General features: G+C 68.9%; 23 protein-coding genes and 1 pseudogene. 9 read left to right on the forward strand and 15 right to left on the reverse strand.

What is annotated here, in order from left to right; all coding sequences use genetic code 11:
• Positions 1–14: 14 nt before the first annotated feature.
• The 3 genes from QP089_RS30420 to QP089_RS30430 all read right to left on the reverse strand — a co-directional run bounded on the left by QP089_RS30420 (position 15) and on the right by QP089_RS30430 (position 2291).
• Positions 15–593, reverse strand: a complete 579-nt coding sequence (locus QP089_RS30420) for a VOC family protein (protein WP_285916131.1) — start codon at positions 591–593, stop codon at positions 15–17.
• 429 nt (positions 594–1022) lie between these two features.
• Positions 1023–1712 carry a GntR family transcriptional regulator gene (locus QP089_RS30425; RefSeq protein ID WP_285916133.1) on the reverse strand — a complete coding sequence of 230 codons (690 nt, stop codon included), beginning with the start codon at positions 1710–1712 and terminating at the stop codon, positions 1023–1025.
• 57 nt (positions 1713–1769) lie between these two features.
• Positions 1770–2291 carry an Lrp/AsnC family transcriptional regulator gene (locus QP089_RS30430; RefSeq protein ID WP_285916134.1) on the reverse strand — a complete coding sequence of 174 codons (522 nt, stop codon included), beginning with the start codon at positions 2289–2291 and terminating at the stop codon, positions 1770–1772.
• Between the two features lie 276 nt (positions 2292–2567).
• Between QP089_RS30430 and QP089_RS30435 the strand changes: the two genes are divergently transcribed.
• The 6 genes and pseudogenes from QP089_RS30435 (at position 2568) to QP089_RS30460 (ending at position 8013) form a co-directional block, all read left to right on the forward strand.
• The gene (locus QP089_RS30435) at positions 2568–4901 is read left to right on the forward strand and encodes a thiamine pyrophosphate-binding protein (RefSeq protein WP_285916136.1); all 2334 of its coding nucleotides are present in this window, start codon (positions 2568–2570) and stop codon (positions 4899–4901) included.
• A gap of 451 nt (positions 4902–5352) precedes the next feature.
• The gene (locus tag QP089_RS30440; protein ID WP_285916137.1) at positions 5353–5589 is read left to right on the forward strand and encodes a CoA-transferase; all 237 of its coding nucleotides are present in this window, start codon (positions 5353–5355) and stop codon (positions 5587–5589) included.
• A 220-nt stretch (positions 5590–5809) separates the two neighbouring features.
• A pseudogene (locus QP089_RS30445) lies at positions 5810–6402 on the forward strand (biotin/lipoyl-containing protein); the annotation flags it as partial.
• A gap of 226 nt (positions 6403–6628) precedes the next feature.
• Positions 6629–6997 carry a 2-oxo acid dehydrogenase subunit E2 gene (locus QP089_RS30455; protein ID WP_285916141.1) on the forward strand — a complete coding sequence of 123 codons (369 nt, stop codon included), beginning with the start codon at positions 6629–6631 and terminating at the stop codon, positions 6995–6997.
• On the forward strand, positions 6943–7230 hold the full coding sequence (locus QP089_RS48905) for a hypothetical protein (RefSeq protein ID WP_353070646.1): 288 nt from the start codon (positions 6943–6945) through the stop codon (positions 7228–7230). The genes QP089_RS30455 and QP089_RS48905 overlap by 55 nt, the downstream gene beginning before the upstream one ends.
• A gap of 171 nt (positions 7231–7401) precedes the next feature.
• Positions 7402–8013, forward strand: coding sequence for a TetR/AcrR family transcriptional regulator (locus QP089_RS30460; RefSeq protein WP_285916143.1), 612 nt, complete (start codon positions 7402–7404; stop codon positions 8011–8013).
• A 304-nt stretch (positions 8014–8317) separates the two neighbouring features.
• Here the strand turns inward: QP089_RS30460 and QP089_RS30465 are convergent, their stop codons facing one another.
• Positions 8318–10060, reverse strand: coding sequence for a CocE/NonD family hydrolase (locus tag QP089_RS30465; protein ID WP_285916146.1), 1743 nt, complete (start codon positions 10058–10060; stop codon positions 8318–8320).
• A gap of 252 nt (positions 10061–10312) precedes the next feature.
• Positions 10313–10534, reverse strand: coding sequence for a hypothetical protein (locus QP089_RS30470; protein ID WP_285916149.1), 222 nt, complete (start codon positions 10532–10534; stop codon positions 10313–10315).
• 137 nt (positions 10535–10671) lie between these two features.
• On the opposite strand from QP089_RS30470, the gene QP089_RS30475 reads away from it, so the two are divergent.
• Positions 10672–10839 (forward strand): hypothetical protein, encoded by a 168-nt coding sequence (locus QP089_RS30475; RefSeq protein WP_285916152.1) that lies wholly within the window; start codon positions 10672–10674, stop codon positions 10837–10839.
• 10 nt (positions 10840–10849) lie between these two features.
• Here the strand turns inward: QP089_RS30475 and QP089_RS30480 are convergent, their stop codons facing one another.
• From QP089_RS30480 to QP089_RS30520, 9 genes are all read right to left on the reverse strand, one after another.
• Entirely contained in the window at positions 10850–11578 is a 729-nt protein-coding gene (locus tag QP089_RS30480) for a GntR family transcriptional regulator (protein WP_285916154.1), read from the reverse strand.
• Positions 11579–11863: 285 nt separating this feature from the next.
• Entirely contained in the window at positions 11864–12763 is a 900-nt protein-coding gene (locus tag QP089_RS30485; RefSeq protein ID WP_285916156.1) for a fumarylacetoacetate hydrolase family protein, read from the reverse strand.
• Entirely contained in the window at positions 12760–13899 is a 1140-nt protein-coding gene (locus QP089_RS30490; protein ID WP_285916157.1) for a DUF3500 domain-containing protein, read from the reverse strand. Before QP089_RS30490 ends, QP089_RS30485 begins: the two co-directional genes overlap by 4 nt.
• Positions 13896–14225, reverse strand: a complete 330-nt coding sequence (locus QP089_RS30495; protein ID WP_285916159.1) for a cupin domain-containing protein — start codon at positions 14223–14225, stop codon at positions 13896–13898. The genes QP089_RS30490 and QP089_RS30495 overlap by 4 nt, the downstream gene beginning before the upstream one ends.
• A gap of 6 nt (positions 14226–14231) precedes the next feature.
• Positions 14232–15839 carry a bifunctional 3-(3-hydroxy-phenyl)propionate/3-hydroxycinnamic acid hydroxylase MhpA gene (gene mhpA / locus QP089_RS30500; RefSeq protein WP_285916160.1) on the reverse strand — a complete coding sequence of 536 codons (1608 nt, stop codon included), beginning with the start codon at positions 15837–15839 and terminating at the stop codon, positions 14232–14234.
• Complete coding sequence (locus QP089_RS30505; RefSeq protein ID WP_285916161.1) at positions 15836–16933, reverse strand: quinone oxidoreductase family protein; 1098 nt, start codon at positions 16931–16933, stop codon at positions 15836–15838. Before QP089_RS30505 ends, mhpA begins: the two co-directional genes overlap by 4 nt.
• The gene (locus tag QP089_RS30510) at positions 16934–18205 is read right to left on the reverse strand and encodes an acyl-CoA dehydrogenase family protein (protein ID WP_285916163.1); all 1272 of its coding nucleotides are present in this window, start codon (positions 18203–18205) and stop codon (positions 16934–16936) included.
• Between the two features lie 52 nt (positions 18206–18257).
• Positions 18258–20525 carry a CocE/NonD family hydrolase gene (locus QP089_RS30515; RefSeq protein WP_285916165.1) on the reverse strand — a complete coding sequence of 756 codons (2268 nt, stop codon included), beginning with the start codon at positions 20523–20525 and terminating at the stop codon, positions 18258–18260.
• A gap of 112 nt (positions 20526–20637) precedes the next feature.
• Complete coding sequence (locus QP089_RS30520; protein ID WP_285916167.1) at positions 20638–21897, reverse strand: CaiB/BaiF CoA transferase family protein; 1260 nt, start codon at positions 21895–21897, stop codon at positions 20638–20640.
• Between the two features lie 331 nt (positions 21898–22228).
• On the opposite strand from QP089_RS30520, the gene QP089_RS30525 reads away from it, so the two are divergent.
• Together QP089_RS30525 and QP089_RS30530 are read left to right on the forward strand one after the other, a co-directional pair.
• Positions 22229–22750, forward strand: coding sequence for a nuclear transport factor 2 family protein (locus QP089_RS30525; RefSeq protein WP_285916169.1), 522 nt, complete (start codon positions 22229–22231; stop codon positions 22748–22750).
• Between the two features lie 45 nt (positions 22751–22795).
• The gene (locus QP089_RS30530) at positions 22796–23629 is read left to right on the forward strand and encodes a TetR/AcrR family transcriptional regulator (RefSeq protein ID WP_285916171.1); all 834 of its coding nucleotides are present in this window, start codon (positions 22796–22798) and stop codon (positions 23627–23629) included.
• A gap of 5 nt (positions 23630–23634) precedes the next feature.
• Here QP089_RS30530 and QP089_RS30535 read toward each other — a convergent pair whose 3' ends face one another.
• Entirely contained in the window at positions 23635–24510 is an 876-nt protein-coding gene (locus tag QP089_RS30535; protein ID WP_285916317.1) for an SDR family oxidoreductase, read from the reverse strand.
• Positions 24511–24595: the final 85 nt, after the last annotated feature.

Genomic DNA, 24595 nt, shown 5'->3' on the forward strand with positions numbered 1-24595 from the left:
TGTGTTCGTTGCCTTCAGTCGGCGCCGCCGCCCATGAGGGCTGGCATCGGGTCGGGCAGTTCGGACTCGAGCGCCCAGGCGCGGTCACAGAGCTCTTCCGCCGTTGCGCCGTTGCGCCGGGCCTCCAGAAGCGCCTCGGGGTCGAAGGCGGGCCCGACGGAGTCGGCCGCGTACTCGGCGCCCTTCATGTAGGCGGTGGCGTCGGTCGGCTCGGCGAACCGGTCGATCTGCATCTCGACCATGTTCCCGTCAGGGTCGCGGTAGTACATCGAGGTGGTGACACCGTGCGCGATGCAGACGGCCGGCGCGACACCTCGATCACGCAGGAGGACGTACCGGGCGAGCAGGTCGTCGAGGGAATCGAAGGTGTAGGCGACATGGTGCATCGCAGCCGTGTCGGCGGCCCTGCGCTTGAACGGCACGTGCGGGTGGATCAGGGCCACCCGGTGGTGCTCCTCGTCGAAGGTGATGAACGAAAGGGCCTCGTCCTGGTAGACGACATGGCCGTCCAGGACGGTGCAGTACCAGTCGCGCATCTCCTGCGGCCGGGCCGTCTGGAAAACAACGTGGGCGAACTTCGGGCTCGCTGACATTGCGGATCTCCCTGGACTCTTACCTCGGGGTCGCGGGTGCTGCCACCCGCGGATCCGGGGTGCTTCGAGAGCGAGCGATGCGCATCACCGTAGCCGCGATATGTTATAACAGCAATGCTCTGGGGAGACTTTCTTCACATGACCGCAACAAACGACGGGCTTGCGGACCTGCCGCCTCGACGGCGAGGTTCAGGACGTCGAGGTACAGAGGCACTGGTCGTTGGGCAGATGTGGTCGCCGTCTACGTCCTTGGCGAGTATGCGGGCGAGGCAACAGTCCCGAGTTGCACACCAGGTGGGAAGGCCGGCTCGGGCGCCGCGCCTTCCCGGCGGCGGTGCACCGCGCATCCGCGCACCGGTGCCCCTGCTCTCCCGGCTGCGGCCGGAGGTTCCGAGTTGCCGGCCTCGGCCTGTTGCTACATCAGCACTGTCAGTCGGCGACGGCTGCGATGCCCTGCTGGGCGATCTGCTCGTTGACGTCCAAGTGGTGCAGGACGGCTTGAGCGGCGTGGTCGGGGTCGCGTTCGGCCACCGCGGCGAGCAGGCGCGTGTGCGCCTCTTCTCGCCTGTGGGGTTCGTCGGGGTCGCTGTCGCGGCCGCCGAAGGCGAGCCGGATGTAGCGTTCGGCCGCGTGCCAGAGCATGTCCAGTACGCGCAGGTCCCACTCGGTGGCCGCGGGGCGCAGCAGTTCGAGGTGGAACTCGTAGTGGGCTTCGTAGATCTCTTCGAGCCCGAGGTTGCTGTCGCCGAAGGTGTCCAGACGGGCTGCCAGCCGGGCGTGATCACGGTCGGTCAGCAGCAGGCAGGACTGTCCGACGAGCTCAGGTTCCATCTTTCGGCGCAGCCGGTAGATGGCGCGCAGGTCGTCGTGGCTGAGCGGGGCGACCGTGGCGCTCTTGCCGCGAGCGGTGATGACCAGGCCCTGGCCCTCAAGGCGGCGTAGGGCCTCACGCACCGGAATGATACTGACGCCGAGCTGCCCGGCGATCTCGCGCAGAGAGAACTCCTGACCCGGACGCAGGTCGGCGGCGAGGATGGACCGGCGGATCTCCTTGGTCACCTGCTCAACCACTGACAGCGGCTCCACGCGGCGCACCCCGGTCGTGGTCACTCCAGCCACACCGGCCCTCCTTCAGGGCACTTGATGAGCCCGCCGGGCCCGATGTTATCAGGTATGTCAGCGGGGCGCCCCGGAGCTGCCCGCGGCGGCTCGCCGCAGGAGCGGGGTGATGCGGTACTGGACCATCTGGCGCATGACCAGAGCGGTGTTGGTGCGCTCCACCCCGGGAACGCCGAGGATCTGCCCGGCGATCCGGTACAGGTCCTCGGCATCGGCGGCCACCACCTGGATCAACAGATCACTGTCGCCGGTGAGGCCGTACACCTGGAGCACTTCGGGAATCGCGGCGAGCGCGGCGGCGACCTCGTCGAGCCGCCGCTGGACGACGCGGGCGGTGACGAAAGCGGTCAGCGGATAGCCGAGCGCGGCCGGGTCGATCCGGCGTTCGAAGGAGCCCACGGCGCCGGTGCGGTCCAGGGCGGCCAGCCGCGACTGGACCGTGTTGCGGCTGAGGCCCGCCTGCTCGGCGAGCGCCACCGCGGTGGCCCGGGGATGCGCAGCCCGGGCCAGCAGAAGCCGGGCATCGGTGGAATTGATCCGCGCAGAGGTGGTCGCGGAGTTGGACGCGGAGTTGGTCACGATGCGCACCTTCTCGGGGAGTGAGGGGTGGAGTTTGAGCATCCTGCACTGTTATAACGCAGACTATTGCGCACATCCCCGCCGTGGTGGTGTGCTCACTGCCAGAACTGCTCGCGTGGCGATCGGCTTGCGGCCGCGATCCGGCCGCGTCGTTCCTGGAGTGCCCGCCAGAGCAGTCTCCCGTTCGTGCCGTGCCGTGCACGCTTTCCCCGTTTACCCCCGTCGCTTCCCGACCTTCGGCCCGCTTCGGCGAGTGCAGGTCGCGAGGAGGTCCGCATGACCGCTGCCCCCGCTCAAGCCGCCGCTTCCCGTGCCTTCGGCGATGGCTCCTTCGACGTCCTGCGCGAGGTCGAGGAGCGTGTGCTGTGGCTGTCCAGCGCCATCGTCCACCACGCCAACCGGGTGCGCCCCAACCCCACCGGCCTCAAGGTGGGGGGCCACCAGGCCTCGTGCGCCTCGATGGTGTCGATCATGACCATGCTGTGGTTCGTGCACCTGCGGCCTGAGGACCGGGTGTCGGTCAAGCCGCACGCGTCCCCGGTCCTGCACGCCATCAACTACCTGCAGGGGAACCTCGACGCCGACTTCCTGCCGACCCTGCGCGCGTTCGGTGGGCTGCAGAGCTACCCCAGCCGCTCGAAGGACCCCGACCCGGTCGACTACTCCACCGGCTCGGTCGGCATCGGAGCCACCGCCACCATCTGGGGGGCGATCGCCCGCCGCTACGCCTCGCAGGATCCCGGCACCGCGGCGGGACGGCAGTATGCGTTGGTCGGCGATGCCGAACTGGACGAGGGCGCTGTCTGGGAAGCGGTGCTGGATCCGCAGGTCGCCGAGCTCGGCGAGCTGGTCTGGATCGTCGACCTCAACCGGCAGTCCTTGGACCGGGTGGTGCCCGAGATCGCTGCAGAGCGGCTGAAGGGCATGTTCGCCTCGGCCGGCTGGCAGGTGCTCACCCTGAAGTACGGAACCCTCCTGGAGGAGCTGTTCGCTCGCCCCGGTGGCGCACAGCTGCGCAGCCGCATCGACGCGATGCCCAACCCCGAGTACCAGCGGCTGCTGCGCTGCTCCGCGAGCGACCTGCGCGAACGGCTGCCCGGCGGCGGCTCCGAAGCCCAGCAGATCGCCGCCCTGCTGGAGGAGTTGGAGGATTCGACCCTGCTCGAGGCCCTGCGGAACCTGGGCGGCCACGACCTAGCAGCGCTCGACGGCGCGCTCGCCGCCATCGACGACCACCGTCCTACCGTGATCTTCGCCTACACCGTCAAGGGCTATGGGCTGCCGACCCAGGGCCACCCGCAGAACCATTCCTCGCTGCTGACCGGCGCCCAGATCAATGAACTGGCCGCCCGGATCGGCGCCGATCCTGCCAGCCCGTGGGAGGGTTTGGCCGCCGACTCGGCGGCCGGGCGCCTGTGCGCCGGGGCCGCGGCCCGGCTGCACCGTGACCCGGCCGAGGCCATGGCGCCTTTGCCGGTGCCCGCCGACATCGGCCGCACTCCCACCGGGACCGCGACCACTCAGGCCGCCCTCGGCCGGGCCCTGCTCGACCTGACCCGCGCGGCACCGGAGACGGCCCGCCGCGTCGTCACCGTCAGCCCGGACGTCAGCTCCACCACCAACCTGGGCGGCTGGGTCAACAAGGTCGGGGTCTGGGCCCCCACCGAGCGCGTCAACTGGTTCCACGACGACGCCGAGACGCTGCTGCACTGGCGCGAGAAGCCCTCCGGCCAGCACATCGAACTCGGTATCGCCGAGACCAACCTCGTCGGGCTGCTCGGCGAGCTCGGCGCGACCTGGAGCCGCTGGGGCAAACCACTGCTGCCCATCGGCGTGCTCTACGACCCCTTCGTCCATCGCGCCCTGGAGCCCTGGTCCTTCGGCATCTACGCCGGCGGCCAGTCCATTCTCGTCGGTACACCATCCGGCATCACCCTGGCCCCCGAAGGGGGCGCCCACCAGTCCATCACCACCCCCTCCCTCGGCCTCGAACAGCCCGGCTGCACGACCTGGGAGCCGGCATTCGCCCTCGACACCGAGTGGATCCTGCTGGCCGCGCTGGCCCGGCTGGGCCACCCGGAGGGCAGCTCGGCCTATCTGCGGCTTTCCACCCGGCCCGTCGACCAGTCGCTGGCCCAGGTGCCCGCCGACCCGGCCGCCCGCGAGCGCCGCCGCCGCCAAGTCGTCGCGGGCGCCTATCCGCTGCGCCGCACCGAACATCCCCAGGTCACCATCGCCGCCATGGGCGCCACGGTGACCGAGGCGCTGGAAGCCGCCGAGCGGCTCGCGCCGCAGGGCATCGCAGCCGACATCGTCTGTGTCACCAGCCCCGGCCTGCTGTTCAAGGCCCTCCGCGCCCGCTCCGGCCACGGCCACGCCGACACCTGGATCCTGGACCAGGCCTTCCCCGCCGACCGCGCCACCCCCCTGATCACCGTCCTGGACGGCCACCCCCACACCTTGGCCTTCCTCGCCGGCCTGCACCGCGTACCGCTGTGCACGCTGGGCGTGACCCACTTCGGCCAGTCCGGCTCGCTGGAAGAGGTCTACCACCATCACGGCATCGACACCGACAGCATCATCCGAGCCGCCCTGGACCTGACGCAGTGACCCACGCACGCTTCGCGGTGCCGCCGCGGGCGCTTCCGGATCCGTGCCCGGCTCGCCGGCGCCGGGGCGGAACACCCGGCACGCACCGTGGACATCCGGCAAGCACGCACCAAGCGGCACCTGAACAACCCGATCCGAACGTATTGGAGAGCCAGTCCCATGAAAGCCTTGAGCGGAGTCGAACGCACCTGGTCAGGAGCCCGAGCACCGCACACACGGGCCGAAGCGCCAGCACCGCGGCCCCGCCACCTGGCACCAGGCGGCCGAATCGGCATGGTCACCTCCTCAACGCCGGGCGAAACCACCGGCGCCGGTGAGGAACCAGCTGATGCCCCTGCTTGGGGCCCGCAGGACGACGCCGCCTTGTAAACGCGCGTCGGCCACGAACGGTAGCGGCCGGTTCCGCCGGACGTGCGGCCGGGGCATCCACGTGCGCTTGTAGAAGGATCGTATGGACAAGACATTCGGCTCTGCCAGGGAAGCGGTGGCGGACATCGGGCACGGTGCGCCCCTGGCGGTGGGAGGCTTCGGCCTGTGCGGTGTCCCCGCCACGCTGATCGCCGCGCTTCACGACCAGGGCGCAGGCGGGCTGCGGGTGGTGTCCAACAACCGCGGGACCGACAACGAGCGACATCGCCGCCCGAACCGGAGCCCCCTTCACACCCCTCACCTCCCCCGCATCCGCTGAATCGGCGAGAGGTGTCGGATGCCCCTCTTCCCGCCGCGGGTGGTCGGGGCCCGTCCCCTGGCTGGGTCTGCCTTCCTGCCTGGTGCTCAGCTGCCTGTCCAGCCAAGCACCACGCCGCGGCCGGCTCCCGGAGCATCCGGACGGCCGGTCGCCCGGAAGGCGACCGGCCGCGGGCTCGCCAGCCGCCCATCCCTCCGCCACGACAAGGAAGCCAACGAACATGCCGGTCTCAGTAACACTGCCCTCGCTCGGCGAAAGCGTCACCGAAGGCACCGTCACTCGCTGGCTGAAGGCCGAGGGTGACCATGTCCGGGCCGATGAACCACTGCTGGAGGTCTCCACGGACAAGGTCGACACCGAGATACCGGCCCCCATCTCGGGAATCCTGGCCTCGATCGCGGTGGCCGAGGACGAGACCACCGAAGTCGGGTTCCGGACGCTGCGCCGTCCCCCGCGACCCGTCAGGCCGCGCCGCCGGATGCGCCCACCGCACCGACTCCCACCGTCGCCACCTCCTCCGCTGCAAGACCAGTGCAAGAGGACCGGGCCGTACCAGCCGGCGGGGCGCCCCGCACTCCTGTGGTCATGCCGGTGCTCGGCGAGAGCGTCACCGAAGGCACCATCACCCGCTGGCTGAAAGACGTCGGAGATATCGTCGAGGCTGACCAGCCACTGTTGGAGATCTCCACCGACAAGGTGGACACCGAGATTCCCGCCCCGGCCGCAGGCGTGCTCCTGGAGATACTGGTCGGCGAAGAAGAGATCGCCGAGGTCGGCGCCCAACTCAGCCTCATCGGCGCGCCCGCCCGCACCACGTCGGCGACCACTCCGTCAACGGCCTTGCCGCCCTCCCGCACAGAAGAGACCGCGTCGACATGTGCGCCCATATCTCCGCCGGCCGCAGCCGCTGCCCCGGCCGCGCGGGTGTCCTCTCCACACGACAGGACCGCGAACGCCACCGAGCTCACACCTGCACTTGCGCCTGCCGCGCGCTGCCGCTGAGACCACCGCAAGCGCGCTGCGCGGGCGGACGATCCAGATGAGCCGCATGCGCAAGGTGATCGCCGGCAACATGACCAAGGCCCTGCAGACCTCGGCGCAGCTCACCTCGGTCGTCGAAGCCGATGCTCCCGCCATCATGCGGCTGCGGGCCCAGGCGAAGGACACGCTCGCCGCCCGCGAGGGCCTGAAACTGTCCCCGCTGCCGTTCTTCGTCAGAGCCGCCGCCGAGACGCTGAAAGCCCACCCGGTCATCAACGCCAGCATCGACCCCGACGAGGGCCGACTGGGGTTCGCCATGGATCCACGACCGCTTTCGCGTCCGGTATCGTCACCCGTAGCGTCCTGCTGGACCTGGCCGCCGACGGCCCGCTCCCGAGCGGCTACGAGGTCACCTCCGGCGACTTAGAAGTTGCCCAAAGACGCCAAGGCGTAGAACTGGAATCCGGCGATGCGCTGGTGGTCCGGGGCGGATGGACGTCGACCCCGGACGCCACTCGACATGAGCCTGGACGCCGTTCAGTGGATGCGGCAACCAGGGGCTGGGCACCTCCGCGCATCCACGGGCTCACCGGGACCCCCGTCAATCCCCTCGCGATCTTCTGGATTCTGACTGACGCTCCTCGACCACTTTCACACTAATTAGTTACCCTAGATTCCTCGACCAGACTCACACAAAGCTTTCACAAGCCGATGCCCTACCGACCAGGGCGCCCTAACGCCCGGTAGAGCCGGGTCGGCCACAGGTCAAGGAACCTGAATTTTTCGACAGCGGCGTTGCCTCCCCAGCGAAGAGGCACCGATAGTAGAAGAATGTCCAGGGATGATCCTGAGGCCAGAGAGATCTCCGAGCCGCTTCGCGACATCGCGGGCCGGATCTTCGCCGAGGTCGGATATGATGGCACCACCACTGACCTGCTCGTCTCCGCCGGGGCCGACAGGCGAGAAGTGGCCGCTGCGGGCGGAAAGAGCGGTCTATACCGTTCAGTCATGGAGGAGCTTATCCGGCGCCAGCGCGACGCCCTTGAAACCGCCCTGGAGAATGCCGCCCCGGGCCTGGACTGCTTCCGTCGATTCGCGGATGCCTTCCTGGACTTCCACTTGGAGAATCCTCACGCGACGGCGTTGTGGATGCATCGATTGCTGCACGATGCCGCCGACTTTGCCGAGCTCGAATACCGATATGTAGCTCCCGTTCACCAGATAATGAGCGATAAAAGCCGTGGCGTAACACTGCCCACCGACCCTGAGATGCAGATAGCCACCGTCGCCTGGTGTGTCGTGGGTTTCCTCAACAGGGGACTGTTCAACGCCGACGGGAGCACGAGCGGCGCTGAGGATCCGGCCGCAGTCGCCCGCTTCCGGAAGCACCTGCAACATCTGGTCAGCCTGATGAACACCCCTGGCCGCGGAACTACGGCCTGAAAGGCCTGCTCGAGGCGGTGGAGACCTGCTCGAAGCGGTGAGGACCGTCTGGCCCCGCACCATCGCGGAGACTCTGGGGTTCACCTGATGCCGCGCAACACCCTCTATGCCCGCCAGGACTGGGACAAGATCGCACGAGCGCTGACGCGGATCAACGCTGCCCCGAGCGAGGACGCGGCCACCGACACTCCGACAGCCACTGAGGAGCCCATCACCGCCTCTGTCGCTTGGGTGAAGGTCGGCGGATGTGCTCTCGGCATGTCGTCGGCTCGCCCCGCCCGAGACGGGGCGAGCCGACTGGATGTCACGCGGGTCGGGCAGGGAGCTGCAGGTACGATGCGCGGTCCCCTCCCGTGTGCACGACGTGCGTTCCCCGGTTCTGAGGGACGTATTCGCGGTTTCCGGGCATCATCGTTCCCAGGATGCTGTGCGCGCTGATGATGAGGCGAAGTTGTTCGCCCGGATAGAACGTGAGCCCGACCGGCAGCAGATCGATCTCGACGTCGACGACTTCCCCGGGTGAGAGCTTTTCGACGCGGTCGAAGCTGTGGGCGGGGACGTCTTCAGTGGACAGCGTCTCGTCCAGATGGCGCATCGAGACGCGAAGCCGTCCGTCGCTGCCCTTGTACCGCAGGATGGAGGCGCCGTGTTCGGTGATGTCATGGACCCGTGCGTTGTGGTTGGGCACGGTGAACTGCTGCAGCGGCGTGCCGTAGGCGTCGAGCTTCTGGACGAGGAGGAACAGGTCCATGTCGTCGGCCCCCTCCGCCTCGACCCACAGGTGTGCTTTCGGATATCCGACCAGCACGGTCTCCTTATCGAAGCGTGTCACGAACGACACCAGGTCCGGATTGGTCCCGGCTGTGTAGGTCGCCGTCGCCTCGGCAGTGGGCACCTTTGTGCCCAAGGTCCGTGAGCGGGCGTCGAGGTAGTACCTGGTCGCCATCACGTCTGCCGGCGGGAACTGGTCCGCCGGGATGTTCACCCGGTCGCCGCCTTCGAGGTCGAGCAGCGAGTAGCGCACCCATGGCGTCTGCTCCCATCCGTTGTCCTCGCCCTTAAGGAAGTGGTCGAAGAACCGGCGCAGATCCTCCCGGTTGGCCTCGTCGTAGTAGTCGGGCCATTCCTGGCTGTTGTGGATGCGCAGCCACTTGTCCTTGGAAGCCATCCGGCGCCAGGCGCGGAAGGTGCCTGCGGTGTGCAGGGTGTTGGAGTAGCTGGCGACGACGTACGCGGGCACGGTGATCTTCTCGAACTGCGGGATCTTGTCTTCCCACAGGGCATTTATCAACGGGTAGCGCTCAGCCTCCGCCAGGAGGTCTTCCTTGCGGTTGTTTCCCCAGTAGGTGTGGTCCTGGAGTTGCTGGGCGAAGCCGGTGTCGGGCATGCCGCCGCGCATCACCAGATCGCGGTAGACATCGCTCACGCCCTCCCACGGATTGATCGCCGCCAGGTGGCCAGGCTGCTCGGCCGCGGTGAACCACTGCGAGACCGCCAGATACGAGGTTCCGCTCATCGCGACCTTGCCGGTGCACCAGTCCTGGACGCCCAGCCACTCGATCAGGTCGTAGCAGTCCCGGCCCTCCTGGCGGTCCCACACGACGCTGTCGCCTTCGGAGTGGGCCACGCCCCGGATGTCGGGGTTGCAGATCGCGTAGCCGTGCGCGCACCAGTACGCAGGGTCCGGGCCCTCGAACTTCTCCAGGCCCGAGACGATCCCGTTGTCCAGTCCCACCATGCCGAAGATGCCGATCACGCTGGCAGAGGTGCCCTGTCCTTTGCCGTACGGGCTCCAGGCCACGATGACGGGCACCTTCTCCGTGCCGGTGGGCCGGAAGATGTCGACATGGATCGTGACGCCGTCACGCAAAGTGACCGCAACATCCTTCTCCAGGACGACATCGACGGGTAGCGGCTTGAACGGCGGGGCGATCTGAAAGCCCGACTCCAGCGTCCGGATTCCGGGCTCGTACCCGCTCAGAATTCCGTATCGGTCGCCCGGCTCCAGAGGGTGGGACGGCACGAACACCTTCAGGTCATCGCTCATGGAAGCTCCTTGCATCTCATCGCGTGTTACGGACAGTGATCTTTCCGGTTCGCCGTACCCACGTTTTCGACCGGCGAGTGGTGGTACCAGCGGTTGCACGTCAGGCGCGGGCCGCCGCAGCGGCGACGATCCGGTTCCTGAACTCGACCGCGAAATGCCGCAAGTGGTGCTCCAGTACGTCCTGCGGGCACGCGGCGGGAACGTAGACCGTCAGGTGTGCGGCGAAGCCGTCGGTGGTGTCACCGAACCGGGTCAGCGCGTGTCCGATGACCGTGCCGTCGGCCAGGAAGAGTTCACGCCGTCGCGCATGGTGACGGCGACGTCCTTCTCGAACACGACGTCGGTCGGCAGCGCCCGGAAGCCGGGGTCGATCCGGTAGCCCGCTCGCAGGGGCCGGGTGCCCGGCTCGAACCCGCTCAGCAGCCCGTGCGCCTCGTCGCGCGACGGCTCGAACACCTTCTCGTTCTGGCTCATTGCCGCTTCCTTTCGCCGCCCGGAATCGCGGCATGCCCGTAGAGCGTCCTTTGTCCCGATGATTCAATGATATGTGAGTCTTTGATTAATGTAGCCTATAGTCGAATATCAATCGAGGTGGACCTCCCACGCGGGACGTGTGGTGGCACGAGGTCACCGGTCGGCAGTCCGCCGAGCACGAACGTCTCCCACCCGGTGTCGCCGAGTCCGCCGTGGTGGGCGCGGCCGACGTCACCACACTCACCGACTCCTCGGTGATGGACCTGACCCAGTGCGGGCTGTCGGCGGCGTTCGGTGAGGGCTGACCGATGTCGGCTACTGGTTGCAGGCGGCGGCGAGGGCTCTGCGGATGCGGACGGGCTCGTAGGTGGGTGAGGCGATCGAGAGGACGACCAGGGCGGTGCGCCCCAGGTGGGTGGCCAGTGCGCGGGCGGCGGCGTTCGCATCACGCGACTTCACCGCCTCGGCGATCGTGTGGTGCTGTGAGCTCGTGTCCGCCTGCCACTCCAGCGGGTTCCAGGAGACGAAGGCCAGGCGATAGCGCGTGGCGTGGTCCGACAGCAGGGCGAGTTCGCGTTCGATGCGCGGGCCGGACGGGTGGACCAGAGCGCGATGGAACTGCTCGTGCGGGCACTCCCACTGCTCGACGTCCCCGATGCGGGCCTTGTCGTCCATCTCCTGGAGCAGGTGGTCAAGCCGCTGGAGGTGTTCCTCGCTCATCCGCGGGACGGCGATCCCGATCGCGAGCGCCTCAAGGCTGATCCGCATCGCGTAGAGATCGTCGAGGTCCTCGTCGCTGAAGGCCGAAACCCGGGCGCGGTGCTGGGACTCCTGCTGGACGAACCCTTCGCGCTGCAGGATTCTGAGCGCCTCGCGCAACGGACCGCGGCTCACCCCGAGCTGCCGGGCCAGCTCGACCTGCGACAGCGGATCGCCGGCGCGCAGTTCGCCGTGCATGATCGCGCGACGCAGGGCGTGATGGGCTCGGCTCACCTCGTCGGGGTGGGCGGTCTTCTCCGCAGCCTCGGCCGGCTGTGCTGTCATCGTCTGCGGGCCTTTCACGCGTTGCCGGATGGCGCCCGGAGGTCTTCCTGAGCCGCCGGGACGAGCTGCAAGTACCCAAAGTAGCCGATGCCGACCTTGGTTCTGCCGACACTTTCGAGGGCACCCCGCTCCCGGCCGATGTCGAAGAGCCGACCAGAACGCCTGTTCTTCAGTGCCAAGGCGTACACAGAGCACTCACCGTGGGTGAAAATGTTGACACCTGGTGGGGTGCAGGGCGGGTCGAACGGCGAGAACGTGGGCGAGCCTTCGCCCCGCCCGCTGAGGTCACGGCTTCGCGGACAGCCGGCCGTCGGCACCGTTGGACGGCCGGTGGTCGCGCCGGTGGTCGTCGCCCACCACGGTGTTGCGGACCACGCCCAGGCGCTCCACCTCCACTTCCACGGTGTCCCCTGGCTGGAGGAGCCGAGGGGGTTTGCGGACGTAGCCGACACCCTCCGGCGTACCGGTGGCGAGGAGATCGCCGGGTCTCAACGTCAGGGTGTGGGAGATCAGCGACAGCGTCTCGCCGACGGTGTAGATCATCTGGTCGGTGCGGGCGTCCTGCATGATCTGCCCGTTGACGCGGGTCTGGAGCCGCAGGCCCTGACTCAGATCGCCGACATCGGCGGCGGGAATGATCGGGCCGATCGGCCCCGACCGGTCCCCGTTCTTGCCCAGGATCCACTGAGAGGTCAGCTTCTGCGCTCTGCGGGCGGTCAGATCATTGAACACGGAGTAGCCGATCACCGCCGCCCGGGCCTCCTCGGGGGAGGCGTCGATGAGCGGTTCGCCGACCCAGGCGACGACCTCGCCCTCCCAGTCCAGCCCCTCCTCGTTGGCGGGCACGGGGACCTTCGCTCCGTCCACGGTCAGGGACTGGGTCCATCGGGCGAACAGGGTCGGATATGGCGGCAGTTCCTGGTCGCGATAGCTGCCCTCTGCGGCGTGCTGCCGGTAGTTGAGCCCGATGCAGATGACACGTGCGCCGGGAAGCGCCGGGGGAACCAGCTTGACGGAGGTGGTGGCCAGTGTCGGGCCCGGGGCCGGCCGGGACAGGTGGCCGGCCGGGTCGGCCCAGAAGTTTTCGAGCGGGGCGATGACGGTCACCTCGCCGCCCTGTTCGGCCAGGGTGGCGGCCTCCACACCGGTTCCGGCGCCCGGCCGTTTGACGCCCACGATTCTCATGCGTTTCCTTTCCCGGTCTCTGCGCCGGTGTGGTCGTGTTCCAGGTGGTGCTGGATCAGCAGATCGGCGCCGAAGTCGTTGACGGGATCGCGCCAGACGCTGTGCACGTGGTTGGCGTCGTCTTCGGCGTTGTCGAACTCGATGAGGGTGGCGGGGCCCTGGATGCGGAAGTAGTGCGGCTGGTCGATGGACGTGCCGCCGGCCCAGGCGAAGCGCAGTTCCTCGACGCCGCCCGCCGCCCCGATGCGGTCCATCTCGAAGCCGACCAGGCCTGGACGGGCGCGCTCGACGAACCGGGCGAGCAGGCCGTCGAAGTGAGTGCGCTGGTCGGGGGATAGATCGCCGACGCGGATGCCGCGAGGGTGGGCGCGGAAGTAGGCCAGGGCCGCACGGTCCTCGTCCGTGATCATCGCGTCCCGGCGGCCGACGCCGTGGTGGTCGGGGTACTCGACCTCGCCGATGGTCGCGACGGTCCGGGTGACGAAGTCCGCGGGCGGCCGGTGATGGATGATCGCCTCCTTCCGCTGGGCGCCGGTGAGTCCGTCCAGCAGGGTGAAGGCCGCGTCCTCCTCCTCGCCCAGGATCCGGAAGGGACCGAAGCGGGCGGGTTCGGCGCCGAGCAGGAACGGCGTGGCGCTGACCAGGTCTCCGTCGACGACGGTGACGTTGATCGACAGATGGTGGCCGACCAGCCGCCAGCCCCAGGTGGTGTCCGGTTGCGGCTGGCCGAAGAAGGTGAGGAAGTAGCCGCGGGCGTCGCGGAAGGTGGCCGCGACATGACCGAACACCGGCAGGTTGAGCTCGCGCAGGACGTGCTCGTTGGCCATCACCTGGACCACTCGGGCGTAGGCCGGGATCGACATCGACTCGGCGATCAGCCGGTGCGCCAGCGTCTCCTGACGGCGGTCGAGTTCGCCGAGGGGGAGCCCATGACGGCCAGATTCGGGCAGGAAGTTCCAGTGCGTCCGGTTGATGTCGGTGTGGGGTAGCAGCACACGCGCGCGTTGGTCGGCGGCCAGGCCGTCGAACAGCCCCATCGCCGCGAACGTGATCACCGTCGCGTCGAAGGTGCCGTCCGGCCGTGGTCGGTGGGCCTCCGGAAGATCACCGCCGGGCAGTGGATGTGGTGTCGTCATCGGCTCGCCGGCCGGATGACGAGCATGCTGGCGGGCAGATGGGTCCGGTTGACCACCTGGCGGACGGTTCCGGGCGTGAAATGCGCGGAGTCGTGGGGCCGGAGCGTCTTCTCGGTCCCTTCGCTGATCATTGTCAGCTCGCCGGCGACGACGACGTAGACGGTCTCGGTGGGCTGGGGGGCCATCTCGGCCCGCCCGCCCGGCAGGTAGTGGGACAGCACGACGGTGACGGTCTCCCCGTCCTGCAGGCGGACCGGCCCCACGCCGCGGTGTCCCGGTGGGTCGAACGGTGTTGCGTCGGCGAGCCGGGTGACGCGCATGGCCATGGTCGATCACTCTCCTTCTGTAGAGGTCGGCTGGAGCGTCTGGCGCAGGCACGAGACGAAGAGCGGGATCTGGCTGTGCGCCCCGGCCGCGAAGACATAGAAGTCGGGCCGGACTAGGAGCGCCTCGCACCCGTGCTCGGTGAACCAGCGCTCGTAGGTTCCGTCGAGATCGTGGACGGGACCTTCGCCCGACACATCGGCGATCACGCCGCCGATCCGCCGGAACCAGGACGTGTCCTGGCCGTCCAGGAGCCCGGCCGGGTCCCCGCTGCGGCTGATCAGCTGCCAGCCGCCGCCGACGATGTCGTCGAACAGGCCCACTCGGCCGCCGACCCGGACCCGCCCCTGAGGCGCGAGCCGGCCGTCGACGCCCCTGCTCGCCAGCGTCAGGGACGGCTCGCCCAGGCGGGGGTGCGGAGGTTCCAGCGGGGCGGCGTCGGGATCGCGCGACCGCTTCCTCATCTCGGCGTCCCTGGCGGCCGCCCGGTCGACGTCGAGTTCGCAGATGACGCGGCCGGCGGCGACCGCCTCATCGATGATCTCCCGGACGTGCCCCGTGCGTTCGGGCCCGTAGGTGTCGAGCACGGTCGGCGCCGCCAGCTCACGATGCACCATGCCCAGCCGCCAGGTGAGCGCCCGGGCGTCCCGCAGCCCCGAACACAGCCCCTGCCCGAGGAACGGAGGCATGAGGTGGGCGGCGTCACCGGCGAGGAAGACGTTCCCCTCGCGCCAGACGCGCGCCCACCGGCCCCGGAAGGTATAGACGGCGTGCCGTTCGAGCCGGGCGGTCTCCGGCGTCACGCCCCAGGGCGCCATGAGCCGCCAGGCCGTGCTTTCCCGGGCCAGTTCCTCGACGGTCGTGTCCGCGCGGCGCATGAACTCGAACCGGCGCCGGCCGGGGCCGCTGTTGACCGCGGTCGCCGGTTGCGCCGGGTCGCAGTACTGGGTGACGAAGGCGCTCCACTTCTCCTCGCCCAGCGGCAGGTAGTCCACCACCAGCCAGTCGGCCTGGAACCCCGAATCCCCGACCTCGATACCGAGCTGGGAACGGACGGGGCTGTTGGCCCCGTCGGCGCCGATCAGCCACCGTGCCCGGACGTCGGTGACCTCGGTCGGTCGGCTGGTGGCGGTCATTTTGACCGACACACCCTCGCGATCCTGGGTCAGGCTTTGGAAGGTCCAGCCGCGGTGGACCGTCACTCCCGGGGTGGCGGTCGCCAGGCCTTCGAGGGCCGCCTCGAGGTCGGGCTGGTGGAAGCCGTTGGTGTTCGCCCATCCCGACTCGGCGGGCCGGTTCCAGTCGATGGCCTGCAGGAGCTCGCCGTCGCCGTTGCGGAACTCGTATCCGCCCCGCTCACCCCGGGACGGCTCGAACAGGTCGGCGTGGTCGTCCATGAGTCCCGCGGCCTGGAGGATGCGGAGCGCCTCATGGTCGATGGTGCACGCCCGCGGCAGTGGGTACCGCCGCGGCCAGCGTTCCACGACCGACACCCGCAGCCCGGCCCAGCCGAGGAGGACGGCGGTCAGCAGGCCGACGGGGCCGCCGCCGACGACGGCGCAGTCGACCATCGGCGGGGGCGGGACGGCGGGGCTCGGCTCGCCTCCTGCCGTCATGCCCCCGACTCCTTCGGGCCGAGGGCGTCCGGAGCGGAGCCGGACGGTGTGGATGCGGTGGTCACGGTCGTGTGCTCCGGTCGTGTCGGGGTGGGCTGGAGGTGGCGAGGGTCTCCCGGCAGGAGGACGCACTTGGCGTGCGGCGAGTCCGCCTGTGTCCGCCAGGCCGAGGGGAGTTCCGTGAGCGGGAAGGTGCGGACCTCGACGGCCAGTTCGCCGCGGGCGAGGGCGGTCCACAGCCAGGTCAGTGCCGGCAGCTTGTCCGGCAGCGGGGTGTGTAGGCCTGCGAAGCCGGACAGGGTGAGCTGCTTGCCGCGCAGCAGCCCGGCCGGTATCCGTGCGGTCGCGCCTGCCGGGTTGCCGATGTTGACCAGCCGTGCCCGAGGTGCGCACACCCGCAGCGCCGCCTCCAGCGGCATCCCGTACACACCGTCCAGGACGACGTCCACCGGCCCGGCCGCGGCGAGCAGGCGGACCGACAACCCGTCGGCGTCCTCGCCGGCGCGCAGATCGACGACGGCATCCGCGCCGAGGGCCGGCAGCCGCTCCAGCGCCGCGCGGTCGCGGGCGACGCCGACCACCCGGCCTGCCCCGCTCTGCCGTGCCACTTGGACGGCGAGCTGCCCGACCGAGCCGGTGGCTCCCAGCACCAGCACTGTCTCTCCGGGACGCAGCGCCGCCTCCTGGATCAGCGGCATGAACGCCGCCGTGCCGGAGTTGCCGACGGCCGCCGCCTGCACCGGGTCGAGGCCGCCGGGCAACGCCAGCACGTTCTCGTCGGCGACGAGTACCTTCGTGGTGAACGTGCCCGGCGTGGCCGGTGAGGCGTGGCACTCGGCGTAGACCCAGGAGCCGGACTGGTGGCGGTCGGAGTCGAGTACGACGCCCACGCACTCGCTGCCCGGGACGTAGGGGGCTTCGTGACGTGCCGAGTGGAACGTCCCGGAGGCGATGGCCAGGTCCAGCGGATTCAACGGTGCCGCGGCCACGGCCACGAGCGTGGTGCCGGGGGCACGCCGCGGCAGGACGACCGAGCCCAGTCGCGGCTCGGCCCCGGGGGCCTCGACGATCGCCGCCAGGTTCGCGCCGGACACTCAGCCGACCCTGTTCGGAGGGGCGGGGGCGAAGCGGTCCAGGGTGGTGATCCCCGCGACCTTGTGCGGCTGAGCCCCGGCCATCAGCCTCCCGTAGTTCTCGGAGAGGGCCTCGAGATTGAGGGCACCGTGCAGGGTGATGACACGCGCGTCGCGCCAGGCCCGCTGGATGGGCTCGCTCTCCATGATCGCGGTCGATCCGGAGTTCCTCTGGAGCAGCTCGATCGCCTCCGCGCACGCCTTGGCCGCGAAGGCCGTCTCGACCAGGACGCGGGCGCTGAACATCTGCATGTAGTCCGGATCGGCCGGCGTGCCGGCGGCGGCGAGCTCGCCGAGCCGGTCGGTCTCCTCGGCGTTGGCGCGGGTCATCAACGTGGCCGACTGGATCTTGGCGTGGACTTCGGCGAGCATCAGATGCGTGGAAGGCGCTTCGAGCTGGTTCTTGTACGTGGTGCCGCGGATCGGCCGGCCGGCGGATCGTTCGAGGAATCGCTCCAGCGTGCCCTGGGCGATGCCGATCGACATCCCCGCCATGAGGCTGAAGGCCCAGCCGAGCGTGGGCGCCCTCCAGAGGGAGCCTTTGAGACCGTTGTCGAGGGTTCCGGCGGAGATGTGACGAAAGTCGACGCCCCGATAATCCGGGACGAGGAGTTCGTCCTTGGCGAGCATGAGGGAGACGCTGCCGGTGGCGCGCATCCCGGCGACCTGCCAGTCGTCGAGGAAGCGGAGCTCGTCGCGCGGGACCTGAACGCCTACCAGATAGGGGCCCTCGCCGTCGTCAGCGATGCAGCCGAGGTTGGTGAACGGCGCCCAGAGCGCGTCACTCCCGAACGTCCAGGGGCCGCCGGAGATGATCCAGCCGCCCTCGACACGCCTCGCGCGCCCCCGGGACGCCGGGAAGTGGCTCGAACCGGCGACGCGCGGCCCGACCCACGGCGGGCCGTAGACCTCCTCGACGACGCGGGCGCCCGAGCCGGCCGGAATCCAGTTCGTGGAGGCTCCCGCCCAGACGGTCCATCCGCTGGAGCCGTCCCACTTGGAGACCTCGGAGACGACGTCCAACTGCTGCCGGACGGTGAGCTCGTAGCCGCCGAACTCGGCGGGGCTGCCGATGTCGAAGGCCCCGGTGGCGTCCAGATCGGCGATGGTCTCGTCCGAATGACGGCCTGCGCGTTCGGCGGCCAGCGCCCGCTCGCGCAGCGTGGGGCCGAGCGCACGCACCTTCTCCAGGATCGCCGTCAGCCTGTCGGTTGTCTCTTGGGTCGCCGCCATCGTCGTCATCTCCTCTGTCGTGCCTGTGGATCGAGAACCGCTCTGCCGGAGATCACCTCGGTGGCACGATCGGCAGCTGGACATAGCTCGGGTGGGCCGGCCCGGTGTGGATCATGTTCTCCGCCCCGACGTGGTAGCTCTCGTCGTACGCGCGGACGGGCAGGCCGGCGGGTGCGTAGGGCTGAACGTCGATCCGCAGGCGGCAGCCCTTGCGGATCTTCGCGCTGCTCGGGTTGAGCCCGATCTCGATCGGGACGATCTCGCCGGGCTTCAGCGGCCGGTGGTCCGCCTCCGCGTGCGTGTGGACGGGCCAGTACTCCGTCGACCTCGCCTTGTCCAACTCGCGGTGTGAGGCCTTCAGCCAGCCGTGTCCGACGGGGTGGATGTTGTTCGGATCGATCGGATGGACCAGGGCCTCGTAGCGAATCTCTCGATCCTGCTCGTCGATCACGCGCAGGGACACGAAGACGTCCATGTCGTCGCTGGTCGACGACACCCACAGGCCTACCTTCATGTAGCCGGCGAGCACCAGGTCCTCGGTCAGCGGCTCGCTGACGAAGGAGATGCCGGTGGACCAGCGCGGTGTGCCGCCGACGGAACCCGTCGGAAAGCCCGTGGGCCGTCCCAGCTCGAGGTGGGCGTCGTAGTGCGCGCTGCTCCCGGTGGCCGGTATCTCCTCGCTGATCCGCAGGAAGTCCTCCCGGCGGCCGTCGCCCTTCCAGCCCGACGGGACGGCGTCCAGGTACCAGCGGCGGTAGACGGTCCGCGCGATCGGCCATTCGTTCTCTTCCGAGACGTAGTAGGCGCCGTTGCCCGTCCTGACCTGGACGCGGACCGGAGCGTCGTCCATGACGCCGTTGTCGGCGCCCTTGAGCCAGTGGTCGAAGAACCGCATGTGCTCGGCGATCGTCGAGCTCTTGTAGGCGTGGGGGAACCAGGCGTCGACGAAGTCGAACCTCTTCGCCTTGGCCCCGGTGGACCGGATGAAGGTCTCGCTGCTGCCGAGCTGGTGGATGGTGGCACCCGTCTGGGGGCCGACGATCCAGACCGGCGCCGTCGCCTTCTCGATCTCGGGAGACATGAAGATCGACCCACGAGGGCCGTAGGCGGCCGGATCGTTGAAGGGGGTCGCCAGCACGCGGGCCATCCAGTCGGTCTCCGGACGCCGCTCGCCGCAGAAGTTCCGCCCGGACCAGATCTTCCACCACCAGTTCCAGAAGCCCTCGCCGAAGATGCCGCCGCCGTAGACGGCCTCGTTGTAGAGGTCGGAGTCGGTGCCCAAGGCGATCATCGCCTTCAGGTGGGGCGGTCGCAGGCTGGCGACGTTGTGCTGCGTCATCGCCAGGTAGGACATCCCCCAGAGACCGACGTTGCCGTTGGACCAGGACTGCGTTGCCGCCCATTCGATCGCGTCGTAGTAGTCCTCCGCCTCCTGGACGCTCAGGGGAGACTGGACGCCGGGGCTGTTGCCGACCCCGCGGCTGTCGATCCGAACGCACACGTAACCGTTCGGAACCCAGACGGCCGAGTCGACGCTCTCATGGTTCTCGTACTGCTGGCCCTCGGGATTGCCCGAGAAGTAGCGGTCCTCGGTCTCCTCCTTGGCCAGCGCGTCCGCTTCGCTGCCGATGCACTCGTGATTGAAGGCCTTACCGTAGAAGCTCATGCTCATGACGACCGGGTGGCGGCCGTCGTCGGCCGGACGGAAGACGTCGGCGTAGACGAAGGACCCGTCGCGCAGCGGGATGGCGACGTCGGTCATCTTGATGATTCCGCGGATGTCGCGCCGGAGCGTGTTGCGGGCGGCGGCGGCGGTGCGCAGCCTTCGGGGGGTTTTCGCGGTGAAGACGCCCGGCGTGGCGTTGAGCTTGTCCAGAAGGGCCGTGACCACGGCATCGTCGGCGAAGGGGTCGGCGCCTGCCGGACCGGCTTCGGCCTGGTCGAAATCGATGACGACCGATCCGACGAGGTCGTGCACGATCGGCGCGATCGTGACGCCGGATTCGACGTCGCCGGACTGGTCCAGGGTCTGGACCAGTCGCGCGAGATTGGTCGCGGCCGGATCGTGAAGCCGGTCGATCTTCCCGGCCACCCGGTAGACGAGCTGCGCGAGGTTCACCCGAGGCGCGCCCTCGACCGCTCCCAGGACGAGACCGCCCACGAGGAAGCTGACCGCCTCACCCTTCCGGTAGTGGAACTCACCGCGTTCGTTGGTGATCCCGGTGAGCGTCGGTGTCTGGTACCGGAGGCCGGCGATCGGCCCCGCGAAGACGCCGGTGGCGATGCCCGCCGCCTTTCCGCCCGTTTCAGCGATGCGCATCAAACTTCCACTCTCATCGACACTGACGTGAACGAGTTCGGCCGTACGCGGCGGTCACTCCGGAGGGAAGCGACCGAAGGGCTCGCCGCGGCCGCCACCGGCTCGCTACCTCTCACTGCGCTCTCCTCTCCAGGCATGACGGTGCGTCCAGCCAGGCCCGGATGGACGCGGTGTCGGCGTCGAGAACGGGGGGCGGGCGGTGGTCCACGCGGGTCATCTCGGTCTCGGCGCCCGCCGAGTCGACGGTGAAGGTCCGCAAGGCCGAACCCGGCAGGCTGATCTTTCCCAAGCTGTGATGCTCGACGTCGATGAGCAGATGTTGGGAGCGGGTCTGCTCCCACTCGTAGACCTCGTCGAGGCTGCGGACCCGGCCGGCCGGTACACCGGCCTCGGCGAGCCGCTGCAGCAGTTCACCCGGCTCGATGCGGGCAAAGACGGCTTCGAGCAGTTCGGTGAGAGCTTCGCGGTGCGCCACCCGGTCGGCGTTCGTCGCGTAGCGCGGGTCGTCCGCCTCGAGGTGGAAGGCGGCGCTGAGGCGGTGCCACATGGCGTCGTTCCCGCAGGCGATCTGCACGCTTCCGCCCGCGCAGCGGAACAGCCCGTAGGGGGCGATGGTCGGGTGGTGGTTGCCCTGCGCGCGACCGACCTCGTTGGCCACTGTCCAGCGCGTTCCCTGGAACGCGTGGGCCGCGACGACGGAGGACAGCAGCGACGTGCGGACGATCTGTCCCCTGCCGGTGCGGTCGCGCTCTCGCAGCGCCGCGAGTACGCCGAACGCGCCGTTCATGCCGGCGAGCAGGTCGGCGATCGGCACTCCGACGCGCTGCGGATGCGCGGGGTCCGGTCCGGTGAGGGACATCAACCCGGCCTCACCCTGGGCGATCTGGTCGTATCCGGCGCGGCTCGCCTCAGGGCCGTCGTGCCCGAACCCGCTGATCGACAACACCACCAAGCGCGGGTTGAGCCCCATCAGCCGCTCGGTCCCGAATCCCAGCCGCCGCAGTCCGCCCGGCTTGTAGTTCTCCAGCAGGACGTCCGCCCGCTCGATGAGCCGGGCCAGCAGCCGGGAGTCCTCGTCGCTCTTCAGGTCGAGCGTGATCGACTCCTTGTTCCGGTTGCAGGACAGGAAGTACGTCGACTCCGCAGTGCCGTCCTCGGCGCGGACGAACGGCGGCCCCCAGGACCGGCTCTCGTCTCCGGCAGGACTTTCGACCTTGATCACGCGAGCGCCGAGGTCGCCGAGCATCATCCCGGCCTGCGGTCCGGCGAGCGCACGACTGAGATCGATGACGAGCAGCCCTGCGAGCGGCCCGCCGGATGCCGGCCCGCTCGCGGGCGGATCCGTATGGTTCTCGACTCTGTCTGTCGGCACGATCGTGGCGCTCGATTCTGACTCGGAGGAGTGGATGTGGTGAGCACCCTAGGAAAACTCGAGGCAAAGTGTCAACATTTTCACGAGCGGCCGGTCGGGTTGACCTGGCCGGGCAAGCTCTCGCCCCTCCACCTTGGCCTTACTGAAACCCCCTAGATCTTGCAGGGGCTTAGATCATGTGGAGTCGTTTCAGTGCGGAGGCGGGCACGGAGTGTCGCGGGCAAAGTGTTGACACTTTTCGTGGAGCCTCCTTAGGGTGAGCCGCGCAACCGAAGGGCGCTCGGTCGGGCATTGACGCCGATGGGCGACCGCAAGGACGAGGAGGGCAACCATGGTTGAACACGACAAGGCCGCCATCATCGAGGCCATGAACCTCTACGGGTTCGCGCTCGACGCCCACCAGTGGGATCTGTTCGACCGGGTCTTCACCGAGGACGTGACGGCGGAGTTCGGCCCGGCCGGAGCCGCATGGAAGGGCCTCGCCGAGTTCAAGCGCTCGTTCGCCGAGTTCCACGAGACGCTGGACGGCCACCAGCACACGATGATGGGCCATCTGGTGCACGTCGATGGCGACAGGGCCCACGCCTTCGCCTACGGCAACTGGCTGCTCGTGCGCGAGGCGGCCGAAGGCGGTCCGACCTGGCAGGGAACCGGCTGGTACGACGACGAGCTCGTCCGAACCGACCGCGGGTGGCTCATTCGGCGGCGCGTCTGCCGGCTGATGTCCTGGACCGGCAACCCCCTGGTCCCCGAGCCGAACGCCGAACACAACCCGGACATGAAGACGAACGTGCTGCGCGAGCACGGCGACGCGGGCATGATCGGATTCCTGAAGGCGATCCAGGCGGAGTAGCCGCCCGTTTCGCCTGACATGCGAGTTCATAGTAAATTGAACGATATGTCACGCATCAAGAGCTCGCCCGGCGGTCAGGTCCCGCAGGAGATCATCGAAGCCACACTGCGGGCCGCGGCGGACCGGGGCGTCTCCGTGGCCGAGGTGACCCTGCGGGACATCGCCCTGGAAGCCGGACTCTCCCGCAGCACACTGGTGCGCCGGCTCGGCGGCACCCGGAACGCGCTGGACGAGGCGTTGCTCGCCGCCGGCGTCGAACTGGGAGGCCGGAAGCCGGTCAGGGAGCGCGCGATCGAGGTCACGGGCACCATGATCAGCACGCAGGGGCTGGGACGCGTGACCTTCGAGCGGGTGGCGGCTGCGGCCGAGTGCTCCGTGCCCAGCCTCTACACGACCTTCGGGAGCCGCGACGAACTCCTGCGGGCGGTGTTCGAGCGTTACAGCCCCATCCTCGACGTCGAGGCGTTCCTTGCCTCGTCGCGTGGCGACCTGGAGGACACTGTCCGACGCCTGACCCGGCTCATGGTCGACACACTGGAGCGCGAACCGCGCGTCCTGCCGACGCTCCTCGCGGAGGTCTTCGCCCGTCCCGGTGACGAGAGCGTCCACATGGTCTTCCAGAACCTCACCCCTCGCCTGCTGGCGGGGCTGGGCGCATGGCTCGCCGAGGAGGCCGCCGCCGGTCGCATCCGTGATCTGCCGCCCCTGCTGCTCACCCAGCTCATGGTCGGCCCGATCTTCCTGCACTTCCTTCTGCGCCCCGTCACGAGCCAGGTCGTCCCTGCGGCCGACCTTCCCAACAAGGACGAGGCCATCGAGGCCTTCGCCCAGGCCTTCCTCCGAGCGGTCGCCCTGCCTCCGACGGAGCCGCTCGACTAGCTCCCTCAGTACGAGGCTTTCTTGGCCGTGAAGGCGTCGAATTCCCGCTGGGCGAACTGCTCGAAAGTGGTCGGGGGTCGGCCGAGCAGCCACGTCAGTACGTTGGGGTTTCCGATGAAGTCATGGCTGCTGTAGCGATCGCTGATCGCCCGCAGGAGCCGGGCCTGGTACGGGAACCGGGTGGGGCTCTCGGCTCCGAGGGTCGCCTTGAGAAAGGTCTCGGAGTCGATGCGTTCGGCGGTGACGTGGCGCCCCGTCACCTCTGACAGGATCTTCGCGAGGTCGTGGGCCGTGTATCGCCCGGGCGCCACCAGCTCGTAGGTGGCGCCGGCGTGCTGTTCGGCGTCGATGAGGACGCCTGCGGCCACTTCGGTCACGTCACCCAGGTCCACCATCGACTGGTAGCGGTCGAGCGCCCAAGAGAGGGCGAAGACGTCCCTCTCGAAGGCGGCCCTGAGCCGATGGCGCAGCATGTAGTTGGCGGGTTGGAGGATGGTGAACTCCATCCCCGACGAGAAGAGATGTTCTTCGAGGTCGCGCTTGATCTCGTGTTGGACGAGGTCGGTGATGATCGGGTGAAGCACCGAGCTGAAGACGAAATGCCGTACACCGGCCGCCCGGGCGGCGTCGATGGCGGCGATCCCCATCTCCCGTTCTCGGGGATGGAGAGCGGGCCCGACGTAGTAGACCTTCTCAACGCCTCGCATGGCTCGGGTCAGGACGTCCGGGTCGGCGGCGTCCCCGACGACGACGTCGGTGACACCGTTCGCGTGCAGGGCCTGTGCCGACTCTTCGGAGCGAACACAGGCACGAAGTGTGACTCCGGCCGCCATGAGTCGCGGGAGTAGCACCTTGCCTTGATTGCCGTTCGCCGCCGTCACCAGTAGCAACTGCCGACTCCTTGATGAAATAGACCGAACCAATAGGTTTGATAATAATGCGGTCTCCGGCCGGTTCCGTCAAGGG

It is taken from the genome of Actinomadura opuntiae, assembly GCF_030283205.1.
Lineage (GTDB): Bacteria > Actinomycetota > Actinomycetes > Streptosporangiales > Streptosporangiaceae > Spirillospora.

Excerpts from the sequence above, each read along its gene's own strand:
- QP089_RS30435 (WP_285916136.1), top strand. The coding sequence starts at position 2,568 with ATGACCGCTGCCCCCGCTCAAGCCGCCGCTTCCCGTGCCTTCGGCGAT.
- QP089_RS30470 (WP_285916149.1), bottom strand. The coding sequence starts at position 10,534 with ATGAGCCAGAACGAGAAGGTGTTCGAGCCGTCGCGCGACGAGGCGCAC.
- mhpA (WP_285916160.1), bottom strand. The coding sequence starts at position 15,839 with ATGACGGCAGGAGGCGAGCCGAGCCCCGCCGTCCCGCCCCCGCCGATG.
- QP089_RS30510 (WP_285916163.1), bottom strand. The coding sequence starts at position 18,205 with ATGGCGGCGACCCAAGAGACAACCGACAGGCTGACGGCGATCCTGGAG.
- QP089_RS30515 (WP_285916165.1), bottom strand. The coding sequence starts at position 20,525 with ATGCGCATCGCTGAAACGGGCGGAAAGGCGGCGGGCATCGCCACCGGC.
- QP089_RS30495 (WP_285916159.1), bottom strand. The coding sequence starts at position 14,225 with ATGGCCATGCGCGTCACCCGGCTCGCCGACGCAACACCGTTCGACCCA.
- QP089_RS30490 (WP_285916157.1), bottom strand. The coding sequence starts at position 13,899 with ATGACGACACCACATCCACTGCCCGGCGGTGATCTTCCGGAGGCCCAC.
- QP089_RS30455 (WP_285916141.1), top strand. The coding sequence starts at position 6,629 with ATGAGCCGCATGCGCAAGGTGATCGCCGGCAACATGACCAAGGCCCTG.
- QP089_RS30440 (WP_285916137.1), top strand. The coding sequence starts at position 5,353 with ATGGACAAGACATTCGGCTCTGCCAGGGAAGCGGTGGCGGACATCGGG.
- QP089_RS30465 (WP_285916146.1), bottom strand. The coding sequence starts at position 10,060 with ATGAGCGATGACCTGAAGGTGTTCGTGCCGTCCCACCCTCTGGAGCCG.
- QP089_RS30420 (WP_285916131.1), bottom strand. The coding sequence starts at position 593 with ATGTCAGCGAGCCCGAAGTTCGCCCACGTTGTTTTCCAGACGGCCCGG.
- QP089_RS30530 (WP_285916171.1), top strand. The coding sequence starts at position 22,796 with ATGTCACGCATCAAGAGCTCGCCCGGCGGTCAGGTCCCGCAGGAGATC.
- QP089_RS30480 (WP_285916154.1), bottom strand. The coding sequence starts at position 11,578 with ATGACAGCACAGCCGGCCGAGGCTGCGGAGAAGACCGCCCACCCCGAC.
- QP089_RS30485 (WP_285916156.1), bottom strand. The coding sequence starts at position 12,763 with ATGAGAATCGTGGGCGTCAAACGGCCGGGCGCCGGAACCGGTGTGGAG.
- QP089_RS30525 (WP_285916169.1), top strand. The coding sequence starts at position 22,229 with ATGGTTGAACACGACAAGGCCGCCATCATCGAGGCCATGAACCTCTAC.
- QP089_RS30460 (WP_285916143.1), top strand. The coding sequence starts at position 7,402 with ATGTCCAGGGATGATCCTGAGGCCAGAGAGATCTCCGAGCCGCTTCGC.